13 protein-coding genes are annotated in these 11,239 nt (G+C 69.4%); 2 read left to right on the top strand and 11 right to left on the bottom strand.

From position 1 onward, the window contains the following. Both ABZ806_RS43795 and ABZ806_RS43790 read right to left on the bottom strand, forming a co-directional pair. A partial coding sequence (locus ABZ806_RS43795; protein ID WP_500225632.1) for a pentapeptide repeat-containing protein occupies positions 1–1,094 on the bottom strand: 1,094 nt, incomplete at its 3' end. Between the two features lie 653 nt (positions 1,095–1,747). Beyond that, complete coding sequence (locus tag ABZ806_RS43790) at positions 1,748–2,395, bottom strand: NAD(P)-dependent oxidoreductase (protein ID WP_500225629.1); 648 nt, start codon at positions 2,393–2,395, stop codon at positions 1,748–1,750. A gap of 241 nt (positions 2,396–2,636) precedes the next feature. Between ABZ806_RS43790 and ABZ806_RS43785 the strand changes: the two genes are divergently transcribed. Further along, positions 2,637–3,029, top strand: a complete 393-nt coding sequence (locus ABZ806_RS43785; protein ID WP_500225627.1) for a VOC family protein — start codon at positions 2,637–2,639, stop codon at positions 3,027–3,029. Between the two features lie 79 nt (positions 3,030–3,108). Here the strand turns inward: ABZ806_RS43785 and ABZ806_RS43780 are convergent, their stop codons facing one another. From ABZ806_RS43780 to ABZ806_RS43740, 9 genes are all read right to left on the bottom strand, one after another. Further along, positions 3,109–3,462: a DUF4190 domain-containing protein gene (locus ABZ806_RS43780; protein ID WP_500225625.1), complete on the bottom strand. Its 354-nt coding sequence runs from the start codon at positions 3,460–3,462 to the stop codon at positions 3,109–3,111. 65 nt (positions 3,463–3,527) lie between these two features. After that, the gene (locus ABZ806_RS43775) at positions 3,528–5,210 is read right to left on the bottom strand and encodes an ABC transporter ATP-binding protein (RefSeq protein ID WP_500225624.1); all 1,683 of its coding nucleotides are present in this window, start codon (positions 5,208–5,210) and stop codon (positions 3,528–3,530) included. Between the two features lie 145 nt (positions 5,211–5,355). After that, complete coding sequence (locus tag ABZ806_RS43770) at positions 5,356–5,883, bottom strand: TlpA family protein disulfide reductase (RefSeq protein ID WP_500225623.1); 528 nt, start codon at positions 5,881–5,883, stop codon at positions 5,356–5,358. 31 nt (positions 5,884–5,914) lie between these two features. Next, the gene (locus ABZ806_RS43765; protein WP_500225622.1) at positions 5,915–6,448 is read right to left on the bottom strand and encodes a MauE/DoxX family redox-associated membrane protein; all 534 of its coding nucleotides are present in this window, start codon (positions 6,446–6,448) and stop codon (positions 5,915–5,917) included. Between the two features lie 14 nt (positions 6,449–6,462). Then, positions 6,463–6,606, bottom strand: coding sequence for a hypothetical protein (locus ABZ806_RS43760; protein WP_500225618.1), 144 nt, complete (start codon positions 6,604–6,606; stop codon positions 6,463–6,465). A gap of 161 nt (positions 6,607–6,767) precedes the next feature. Further along, entirely contained in the window at positions 6,768–7,301 is a 534-nt protein-coding gene (locus ABZ806_RS43755; RefSeq protein ID WP_500225617.1) for a S26 family signal peptidase, read from the bottom strand. A 92-nt stretch (positions 7,302–7,393) separates the two neighbouring features. Further along, positions 7,394–7,558 carry a hypothetical protein gene (locus ABZ806_RS43750; RefSeq protein ID WP_163058077.1) on the bottom strand — a complete coding sequence of 55 codons (165 nt, stop codon included), beginning with the start codon at positions 7,556–7,558 and terminating at the stop codon, positions 7,394–7,396. 3 nt (positions 7,559–7,561) lie between these two features. Further along, the gene (locus tag ABZ806_RS43745; protein WP_500225614.1) at positions 7,562–9,019 is read right to left on the bottom strand and encodes a glycosyltransferase family 2 protein; all 1,458 of its coding nucleotides are present in this window, start codon (positions 9,017–9,019) and stop codon (positions 7,562–7,564) included. Between the two features lies 1 nt (position 9,020). Then, on the bottom strand, positions 9,021–9,695 hold the full coding sequence (locus ABZ806_RS43740) for a class F sortase (protein ID WP_500225613.1): 675 nt from the start codon (positions 9,693–9,695) through the stop codon (positions 9,021–9,023). 826 nt (positions 9,696–10,521) lie between these two features. On the opposite strand from ABZ806_RS43740, the gene ABZ806_RS43735 reads away from it, so the two are divergent. Then, positions 10,522–11,043, top strand: coding sequence for a hypothetical protein (locus ABZ806_RS43735; RefSeq protein WP_500225611.1), 522 nt, complete (start codon positions 10,522–10,524; stop codon positions 11,041–11,043). Positions 11,044–11,239 lie beyond the last annotated feature (196 nt).

Here is an 11,239-nt window from a genome sequence, read left to right as displayed (position 1 = left end):
GGGGCCCACGCACTTCGTCTCATCGAGGGCAGAGCTTTGCGGATCGGATCTCTGGCGTCACGTACCAGCAGCCGCAGATGCCGGATCACGCACGAGGCGGCCGGCACCGCCCTCGATTGCCTCGATCCGCCAGCCTGCTGGAGGTACATGCGGCCGTCCCATGTCAACAATGGCCACCTTAGCGCCATCCAGGAAAGTTCGCCGCCCCCCTCCAACTCATCGAAATTAACGTGGCCTGCAAAAGATGCCCTTTGAAAGAAGGACGAACCAGTAAAGGTGGCCGCGCGGAAGTAGGCAACACCGCCGAAGGTGGTCTCGTCGAACTTCGCAGGTCCAGTGAAAGTTGCGCCAACAAAGTTCGCTGCACCAGTGAAGGTTACCCAATTGCAAAAAGCGCCGTGAATGAAAGTCGCCCTCCTGAAATTGGCGCTACGGATAATGCAGCCGGTCAGGTTGAGGCTGTTGGTCAGAGTTGCACCGATAAGATCCAATGATATGTCAGGCCAAAACACGTCACCTTCGGTCGGATGGAGATGAGCGCTCAAGATACCTTGAGCCGTGTCGCGTACCTGCGACTCCTCGTACGGATCAGGACCGTGTCTTTCGACCGGAGCGGCCTGGCCCATACACGTCGCGCGATAACGCAACGCGTGGCGGCGGAACGTCTCATTGTCCGCCTTATCGCGGTCAACGGTTGAGTTGGGCGGCGCGGTGAAGGGCATCCGGAGGTAGGCACAAATGATGTTGACGATCGTCTGCCGATGAGGCGGGTTGTCATTAGCCAATCTCTCCAGCGTGTACAGCGCGGTCAGCCGGACTGGTGCTTTCTCGGATGCAAGTTGTTCAGCGGCGGCGCTATACATGTCGGTGATGCGCCTTTCCGCGGTGTCGTGCTCCTGGTGCGCCTGACGGCGGAACGCCAGCAGCAAGCCGACCGCTGCCCCCGCGCCGGCACCCGCCGCCAGTCCGGTGCGTACTGCCTCAACTCGCACCCGAGCCCGGTCGGTGCTAACCGTGGCGTCATCAGTGGCACCCAATAGCCACGCCGTGGTGATCCAGATCGCTGCTACCGCCGTAGCTAGTGCCGTCACCATCCAAGGCCTAGCCTTCAAAGGCCGCCTCACCGAGGGGCCCCGCAGCCATACCAGCATCCTTAAAGGTCCCTGCCGAAGCCGGTTCAACATCGTCGTTGTCACCCATCGTTCGTGCGCGCGGCGTCTGGCCAAGGCCTGACGGGGATCTGGCAGTATGCCGAATGCGGGCCGAAGTTGCGGCCGAGGGCGACGAACCTGCAGGTCAAGCGAGTTTGGTGGTGGGGCTGTAAGTTCGTCGGCTTAGCCTACCCAGGTTCGAATTCTGGACCCGCCACACCAGCAGAAACAGCCCCTGACCAGGCACGATCCGGTCAGGGGCGGTTCTTTTGCGTCCGGCTGTAGGCGGGCCTCTACGGCGCGCGGATCGAGATCTCAGCGGCGCTTTGGTGCGGTTGCTTCATTGACTCGGCTTCCGCGCTGAGTCAGGGCGATACGGCCGCGTGCTGGAGGTTGTACGGAGTCTTGGTCAGGCCCCGAGGCTGCTTCCCGGTCGCTCAGAGTCGCCGCCCTGCCTTGTGTCACGCGGCGAGGTACGGCCGGTGGTCCGTCTTGATGCCGCCGGGCAGCCCGACCGACAGCCGGTCGGGATGCCGGACTCCTTGGTGTGGTCGCGCAGGAGCTTGACGAGTTCCGGATGGATTGGTGCGGCGTGCTTAGTGGCCGAGGTTGACCTGGGTTCTGTGGTGGGCGGCTTTCTCGATCAGGTCGACGAATCCGAGGGCGTAGTCCGCGGCGGAGATCGCGCCGCCGTCCTCGGGCTGGACCGCGACGTCGTCGCCGAGCCGGTAGCGGCCGAGTCGCTCGCCGGGCATGCGTGCGCCGAACCGTAGTGCCGGGCTTACGAAGACCCAGTCGAGTGTCGCCGGCGCGGCAGGCAGGTCCTCGATGATGAGCGCCGCCCCGGCGCGGATCTCGTCGTGGAGTTCGGCGGGGATGTGGCTGAGGTCGGTGACGAAGCGGTCCGCGCCGGGTGCAGGGCGCAGGGACGAGTAGCCGCCGACGATGAACAGGGGTACGCCCTCGGTGTCGACCAGACGCGCGATGGTCCTGTGGACGTCGCGGAACGTGCCGGTCAGCGGGCCGCGCGGGGCGAGAGCGCCCACGACGACGTCCGCGCCCTCGATGGCTGCCGACAGTGTCGCCTCGTCGGTGGCGTCGCCTTGGACGTAGCTCACGTCCGGGGTCGGTGCATCGGGGAGCGAGCGGCTCAGTGCGGTGACCTGGTGACCGCGAGCGGCGGCTTCCGCGGCGATGGCCGAACCAGCATAGCCGGTGCCGCCGATGACGGTAATGCGAGACATGAGATGCCCTTCTACGGGACGGGACGGGACGGGGCCGGGCTGGCGCCGGACGGCGTCACTCTGATTACCGTAGGAGGGCAGCTCTCCATTAGGAAGAAGGCACTTTGCAGTAACCACCCGGACTGAGGCCTTGCTCCGTCATCGTGGGCGCTCTGGGACGGACGGTTCCGGTCCGCGTCGAGTCCAAACTCCTTAACGCTGCATCAGCCCTGGGGCTGGAGGCGCCGCTACTCTCACGCGGGTGCAACTTGCCCTGATCACGATCGTCGTGGATGACTACGATCAAGCCATCGAATTCTTCACCGCCGCCCTGGGGTTCGACCTCGTCGAGGACTCGCCGTCGGTGACCAGCGACGGCCGTCCAAAACGCTGGGTCGTCGTCCGGCCGCCGGGGGCCGAGACCGGTATCTTGCTGGCTCGTGCGGACGGTAAGCATCAAAGCCGTGCAGTCGGGAACCAGGCGGCCGGTCGCGTTGGGTTCTTTCTGCAGGCGGACGATTTCGATACCGCCCATGAACGCATGACGGCCGCAGGAGTCGACTTCGTCACCTCGCCACGCACAGAGGTCTATGGACGAGTCGCAGTGTTCCTCGACATCGCGGGTAACCGATGGGATCTGCTCGGTCCTGCTTGATCGACCACGAACACGCGTCCGGTGGGGCCTCCGACTCGCCCGCAATGCTCGGCTGCTGTCGCGGTCGAGCCGCTGGCCGTTATGTGGAGTCGGTGGCGTCCACGAGGACGGCAAGGCCGGTGATAAGGCCCAGTGCCGCGATGGTTGCCAGCAGGCACACGATGATGAGCAGCCAGCCCAGGACGAGTCCGAGTAGTGCCATACCGCGGCCGTCCCCGTTGAGGCGGCGGCCTCGGAAGCGGCCGATGTGCCCGGTGACGATCGCCACCAGTGCGCACAACACCGCCATTCCCACGAAGACCGGGGGGCTGATCCAGGCGATGCCGGTGGCGAAGTTCGCCAGTGCCGCGATGCCGAAGCCGGCGAAGTAGACGCTCACCTTCGCCGGCCGGTTCCTGCTCGGTGTGCTCCGCCGCGCCCCGACGCCGTCCATGATCACTTCCTCGAATCGCGGACAACCTACCAGCGGACTCTCGCCTTCAGCGGATCCCGACCGGCTCAGCGGGGGGCGTAGGCGCTGGACTGGAGGGTGTAGAGGCGGGCGTATTCGCCGTTCAGGGTGATCAGAGTCTCGTGCGGGCCGCGTTCGGTGATCTTGCCGTTGGACAGGACGATGATCTGGTCCGCGTCGCGGACCGCGCCCAGGCGGTGGGAGATGAGGACGCTGGTGCGGCCTTGGCGATGGTGGCGGAGGGAGGCGTGGACGGCGTGTTCGGCGTCTGCGTCCAGTCCTGAGCTCGGCTCGTCCAGGAGGAGCAGGTCGCGGTCTTGGCGCAGGAAGGCGCGGGCCAGGGCCAGGCGCTGCCATTGGCCGCCTGACAGGGCCACGCCGGCGCCCGCGTCCTGGCCGCCGAAGATCTTGCTGAGCATCGTGGCGTAGCCGCGCGGAAGCGCCTCGACCGTGTCGTGGACGCCGGCCGTGCGGGCGGCGGCCTCGATCTGTTCGGTGGTGCTGGTCAGGTCGCCCAGCATGATGTTCTCGGACGCGGTCAGGTCGTATTCCATGAAGTCCTGGAAGACGACTCCGATGCGGGTGCGGAGTTCGGCTGGGTCCATGCCGCGCAGGTCTATGCCGTCCCAGAGAACGGCGCCCTTGTCCGGGTCGTACAGGCGGCATAGGAGTTTTACCAGTGTGCTTTTACCGGCGCCGTTCACTCCTACCAAGGCGACACTCTGGCCGAACGGGATGTGCAGGTCTACGCCTCGGAGAATCCAAGGGTGTTCGTCGCTGTAGCGGAACCACACGTCCCGGAGTTCGATGCCGTGGCGTAGTGGCGGGACGGGACGTGGGCCGATGCTGGTCCGCATGTCGGGGGCGGCGTCCACGATCGTGGTGAAGTGGCCGAAGAGGAGTAGGGCGTTGTGCGCGTCCGCCCACCGGTCGACGATTGACGTTAGTGCTGCTTGGACGCCGGCGACCGCGGCGATGAACATCGTCACGTCGCCTGCGGTAATGGCGCCGGAGGAGGCCGCGAGTACCGCCCACACCAGGCCGCCGCCTGCGACGGCGCTGCCGACCAGAGCGAGCAGGCCCTGGCTGCGCAGGGTCTTCACGTCGACCTGTCGTTCGGCGTCGTTGGTCGAGCGGACCTCGTCCAGCATGCGGGTGCGGAAGAAGTCGCCCAGGCCGAACAGCCGGACTTCCTTGGCGGCCTCCGGCCTGGTCAGCAGCTCCCCGTAGAAGACTTCGCGGCGCATGCCGGGGCTGATCTTCCACATCGTGCGGGCCCGTTCCCGGCTCAGGCCGAGCTGGATCCAGATCGACGGCAGTGCCGCCAGGAAGATCACCAGGACTAGGAGGGGGTTGATCACCAGGAGGGTGCCGACGAATCCTGACATGGTGATGATCGACTGGCCGATCGTGAGTGAGCCGAGGATCAGCCGGTCGGGGGCGTTCTGGCTGGATTCGTGCGCGAGACGCAGCGTGTCCTGGAACGCCGGGTCCTCCAGGCGGCGCAGGCCCGTGTGGGAGTTGACCGCCCGGAACAGGCGGTCGACGACCAGGGCGCGCACCGACCGGCGCAACTGGGCCTGCGCGTAGGTGGACGCGTGCGGGAGGACGATGACGCACAATCCGGACGCGGCGAGCCCGGCGGCGAGGCCCGGGAGGGCGGATCGGTCGCCGCCGGCGAGGGCGTCCAGGACGAGTTTCGTCAGCCATGCCGTCGCTACCGGTGCCAACCCGGTCAGGACGGCGAGAAGCACTGACGCGGCCGTTGCCGTTCGGTGCGCCTGCCAGGCCAGTGCGGCGACTACGGCGCTGCGCGTCCCCCGTCGGCTCACGTGTGCGCCCCCCCGTCGGCTCACGTATGCGTCCTCCGTCGGCTCACGTGCGGGCCGGTACCGGCAGCCCCGCCGGAGTGAGCGTCGAGGACGTGACGACGGCGTCCTCGCCCACGACGTAGAAGCTGGGCGTCGCCGGATGCCCGAACGCGCTGTTCACCGGGCCGTTCGCGGGTTCGATCACCACGGTGGCGAGCGCGGAGAGCGCCGTGATGAAAAGTTCGGCCTCGGCGTGCTCACCCTCGATCACCGCCAGGACGTGCCGGGCGTCCGAGCCCCGGATCTGGTCGGTGAACTCGGGCAGCCGCTCCCGGCATCCGGCGCAGGTGGTGGAGAACAGGCCGACGATCGTCGGTCCGGTGAAGAAGGCGCGGCTGACGGTTCCCCCGTCCAGGGCGGACGCGGTGAACTCGGGCAATGGGGTGCCGACCGGGGTGAACGGGGCCTGTGCGCGGCCGGCTTCCAGCAGGGCCGCGTGCTCGCGGAGGCGCCGGACGACGGCCAGCGTCAGGACCAGGTCGAACGCGCAGAGGACGCCGACGAAGACGACGCCCGCGACGAGATAGGGCAACGGTGCTCCCTCGTGATGGTGCCGGGACGCGTCACCGCGGAGTGCGTGCGGACGGCGCGATCAGCAGGTCGGCCAGTTCGTCGAAGAAGACGGACACCAGGGTGAGCACGGCCGCGCCCGCCACCGCGATCACGGCGCCGGCGGGGTGCACCGGCCCGGACGCCGCCAGGTGCGCGGCCAGGCCGCCCCAGGCGACCGCGGTGAGGGCGAGGTTGCGCACGACGTGCGCGCGGCCGGCGGGGGACGGGCGGGTGCCGAAGCAGCGGCAGGTCGCACGCCGGCCTTCGCGGAGCGCGCGGTGGATCCCCGCGGCGAACGCGAGCAGGACGGCACCGGCCAGCGCGAGGCCGGCCGGCGCCGTCCAGGGGAGGGCCAGCAGCACGACGGCCGCCGATTCCGCGGCCACCACGGCGACGGACGTCGCCAGCGGAGGCAGGCCGGGAGCCAGGCCGGGCACCGACAGCCGGAACTCCCGGAAGGCGTCCCGGCCGCGGACCTTGCCCGACACCGCGACCAGGAAGATCAGCCCCAGGGCGCAGCGGGCGGTCAGCGCGACGTACTGCAAGGCGGCGGTGGTCGCTAGTGGCTGCAGTAGGTCTTGCCGGCGTAGATGCAGCAGCGCAGGCCGGTCCGGGTCCACCAGCAGGGCTCGGCGCGGGCGGACGTGTTCGGCAGGACGCGACCGAGCATCCGGTCGCCGAGACGGTTGAGTGCACGGATCATGAGGAGCTCCTCAGGTCGAGCCGGATCGCTCCGGCTGCGGGATTCCGAGCGGCGGCGCGTCGCGCGAAGATGATCACGCTCGCCGAGGCCGAAGCTAATCTCGTTGATCATTTCCGGCAAGGGGGCGGCCGCCCGGCATTACCGCCTTGTGCACTCTGCGATCAAACGACTTGTGATCTTGTCGGCATGTGCCACGGCTCCGGCTGTTGACTCGGGCGCCGCGTGACGTTCAGGCGGCGCACCACGACACCCAGTAGCCGGTCGCCGGAGAACAGGCCCCGGTGGCGGGAGTCGATGCTGTCCGGATTGTCGCCGAGCACCGCGAGCGCCCCGGCCGGCACCGTAAGAACATCGGCAGCGGCGGGGACGCCGGGCGGCAGTTCGTCGCCGGGGAGGGCGGCGGCGCGCTTTAGGTTCCAGATCCGGCCGTCGGGGCCTGCTGGGCCGGGCAGGTAGGGGCCGTCCAGGGGCGGTTCGAGGACGACGACGTCGCCGCGCCGCACCTGCGACAGCGGTCGGCGCCGCACCAGCACGCGGTCGCCGTCCTGCAGTGTGGGCAGCATGCTGGTCCCGTGGACGGTGACGACCACCAGGTTCTTGCGCGCCCAGCCGAGCGCCAGCAGCGCACCAGCGCCCGCACCCACTGCGGCGACGACCGTCCCGCCCGCCGGCCGCAAACCCCGCGAAGTCGACATCGCCCTCATGAGCGACCGATCGTAGCCCGTCCCCGCTCCCGTCCCCGTCCCCGTGTCGGCCGGGGCCGCGGTGCCCCGGCCGTCCGGGACGGTCAGCCCTTGCGGGCGGGCAGGATCCGCTTCACGGCGAGGCCCGCGGAGACCAGCGTGAACAGGGCCAGGCCGAGCCACAGGGCCTGCATGCCGAGCCACGGAGACGCCGCGGCGGCGCCGCCGAAACCGGCGGCCACGCCGCCGATCGGGGGGTTGTTGTACATGACCTACCATTTCCTTTCTTTGCGCCAGGCGGCCTGCCAGAAGGCACGGGCCTGGACGATCTGGAGGAAGACGTCGAAGACCATTTCGACGACGATGGCCCCGGCGAGGGCCATCTGGACCTTGCCGCGCTGCCGGACGGTCACCACGCGCTCCACCATGAAGATCACCGTGATGGCGGCCCAGAGCGGGCTGATCTGGATGCCGCCCAGCCAGATCGCCGAGTAGGCGAGCGAGGACAGGTAGGCGGTGATCACCAGGATGCCGACCAGGGAGAGCAGCTGCCGTCCCCAGTAGGGGCGGGTGATCGGCGTCCAGCCGTAGTCGACGAGGTTCTCCAGCGCGCCGCGCTTCCACCGCAGGCGCTGCTGGGCCAGCTCCCGCCAGGTGGGCATCACCTCGGTCGTGAGCGTGCACTCCGGCGGGCACAGGATGCGGAAGCCCAGGTGGAGGATGCCGAGGGTCAGCTCGTTGTCCTCGGTCAGGACCCGGACGTCGTAGACGTGGGGGAGGCCGGGCAGGCGCTCGGTGCGGCGGGCCGCGACGACTTCCTGGAGGGTCGTGGCCCGGAAGATGGTGGCCGTCCCGGTCAGGACCAGCGCCTTGCCCTGGAGGCGGCGGACATCGCGCGCATAGCGGGCGTACTCGTTGCGCTGGAACATGCCGACGGCGCCGCCGCCCGGCTTGCCGGTGAAGGTTCCGCCGACGGCGGCGTAGCGTCCGTCGGCGAGGTACTCGATGCCGTTCCGGATGAAGCCGCGGTCGAGGGCCGAGTCGGCGTCCATCACCATGACCGCGTCCTCCGGGCCGAGGATCGGCAGCAGCCGGTCGAGGACCTGGTTCAGCGCCCCCGCCTTCTTGTGCTCGTTGCCGCGCGTCCCGACGATCTCGACGCCGCAGAGCTGCGCGAACGCGGCGGTGGCGTCGGTGCAGTTGTCGGCGATCACGACGATGTGGTCCGGGGGACGCTCCTGGCGGCGCAGCGAGGCGATCGTCTCGGTGATCTGCTTGGCCTCGTTGTGCGCCGGGATCAGCACCGTTACGCGCATCGCGTCCACCGGGATGCGCGGCAGGTTCCGCTTGCCGTCCCGCCCCTCGGGGAGACGCTCGGCCGCAGGCGCCGACGCTGGCCGGGCGCGAACCCGCCGCTCGGACGGACGGCGCGACGGACCGGCGGGCGGGCCGGCGGGAGGACGGGCCGGAGAAGCGTGCCGGGGCCGCACCGGCGGCACGACGGCGGGGTGCGGCGGCGCCGCGATCGATGCGGCCGTCCGGTCGGGCATCGTCTCGGTCGGGGAACCCCAGGCCGTCGCCGACGCCAGATGTCCCGGCCGGGGAGCGGTGACCGGCCGTCCCGTCCCGGAGAGGGGCACGCGGTGGCGCCCGGCGGGGACGGCCCGGTCGGGGATGGTCACGGTGCATTCGGAGCCGGCGAAGGCCGCTGGGTCGAACGTCGCGGGCATGTCAGCGCGTCCCCTCGGACCGGACCAGGTGACCGAAGGCGATGACGTTGTCGGTGTAGTGGCCGCTGCCGCGGTCGAAGCGCCCACCGCACGTGATCAGGCGGATCGCCGCGAAGCCGGGATCGCCGTAGACCCGCCCGGTGGGGAAGTCGTCCTTGCCGACGCGCTCGACGGAGTCGATCCGGAACACGGCGGTGCGGCCGTCGGCGCGCAGCACCCGGGCCAGGTCGCCGGGACGCAGGTCGCCGAGCCGGTAGAAGACCGCGGGCCCGCTCGCCGTGTCCACATGCCCGATGATCACTGCCGCGCCCCGGCTGCCGGGGGCGGCGCCGAGCCGGTACCAGCCGGCCTCCTGGGCGCGGCTCAGCGGCGGCGTCTCGACGGTCTGGTCGGCGTTCTTGGCCAGCTTCATCAGCGGCGTGCGGACGTCGATCCGCGGCACTTCCAGGCGGAGCGGCACCGACCGTGCCATCGCCGGGGAAGCCGCGGGGCTCGCCGAGCCGGTCGAGCCGGCCGGACCGGGCGCGGTGGACGCGGCCGGCGGGGGCAGCGGCGGAGCGGCGGTCGCCGGGTGCCCGCGGAACGCCTGGAACGCCAGGAACGCGGTTGCGACGAGACCCGCCAAGCCGACGGCGACGGCCGCGAGGGCGCGCGAGCGCCGACCCTGACGTGCCACGGACCACTCCCCTCCGGCGCTCGGCCGCCGCACTCTGCTGCCGCGGACGGATGGCACGGTAACGCGCTGACGAGGGCTTTTACGTCATCTGATGGGTAAAGCACAGATGAGCGACATGTGACGAACGAGGCGGGACGGGCCCGCCGCGGCGGGCCACTGGATCTCTCTCCGGGGCGGTCCATCACGCTCCGTCATGGACCAAATTTCGCGGCCCTTCATCCAGATACCGCCTCTGACCTGCTGAAACGTGCTCTCGTCCGGCGACATCCCGGGTGGCGCCCGCCATCGCGACCAAGGGCCCGGCGACCGACCGGAGACCGGCCATGGATACAAAGATCGCTGACCGGAAGCGGTCATATTGACCGGGCCGAAAATCGATCCAAACGGACAGGCGTCTCCGCTTCACCACCTCTGATCAGCAGCTCGATGATCAGAGCCCAGCATGACCGATGAACCGAGACGGGAGCGCCTCGCAGGGCTCAAATGTCCAAAAACCGACCCCAGAAGACCCGTCCTCCACAGGACCATGACCACGGACAGTGACCATCGCCGGAGAACTTCTTCTCCCGTCTGTGGAGTCTCCGTACGGAGCCTTCGTACGGAGCCATCGCCGGACGAACTCGCTGAGACGCAGCCAGCCGGTCGGCCGCTGCGCTGGCCACGCCCCCCACGGCAACGGGAGGCGAGCGTCCCGATTGCCGCCCGCCCGCATCCCGCCCGCATCCCGGCGGCCTGGCCGGCGCCGCCCCTATTCCAGAGACGATCTTCGGAGCAGAATGGCAAAGTGGTGCCGATCGGTAAGTGGTCACCCAGCAGCCGACGAGCCGTGCAATGGGCAGGGTGCGCGGCGCTGACGTTGTACTTCCTCGCCGTAGCCGTCGTCGGCGAGTGGGGCCTGGCGGTCGCCGGAGCCATGGCCCTGTTCGCGAGCGTGCTGTGCGGCGGGGTCGCCTATTTCACGGGAGTGACGGCGTGGGAACTGCTGCGGGCCTTCGGTGGAGGGCTCGTCAAGGCCGAGTACAGCAAGACCGTCCGGATCTACCGGTCCGGAGGAGGCAGCCGCAACCCCGAATCCCCCTGGCAGCAGCGCTATATCTATGTCAACGCCGAGGGGCGGACGCTGACGGGCACGCGCGGTTGCTCCTACGAGAACTCCAAGGCGCGGCCGCAGCGCCGCTTCTGGCTCGCGAACGGCAGGCATCCCGGCCTACGACCCTTCTGGCAGACGCTGTTCTCGCCCGCCTTGCTGATCGTCGCCGTCCCCGCCGCCCTGGCCGCCGCGGCCCTCGCTCTGGCCGCCGTTCCCGGAGCGTTGATCGCCGCCATCATCGGCGTTCCGCAGGGCTGACGGGCGGGCGATGAGGCGGTGTCGGCCGCCAGTTTCATCGCCATCCTGTACGTCGCCCTGCACGCCTGCAAGGTGCGGAAGCTCGACGCATGTCGGCACTACTAGTACGGCAGTCCGAGATCGTGATCTTGTCATGGTCGGCTGATTCGGGCTCGCTGGTGGAACCAGCGGGCGCGGGCTTGGTGACGCCGTCGCC

Source organism: Spirillospora sp. NPDC047418, assembly GCF_040643275.1.
Classification (GTDB): domain Bacteria; phylum Actinomycetota; class Actinomycetes; order Streptosporangiales; family Streptosporangiaceae; genus Spirillospora.
The sequence above is the reverse complement of the archived record's forward strand: the minus strand, read 5'-3'. Positions and strand labels throughout refer to the sequence as shown.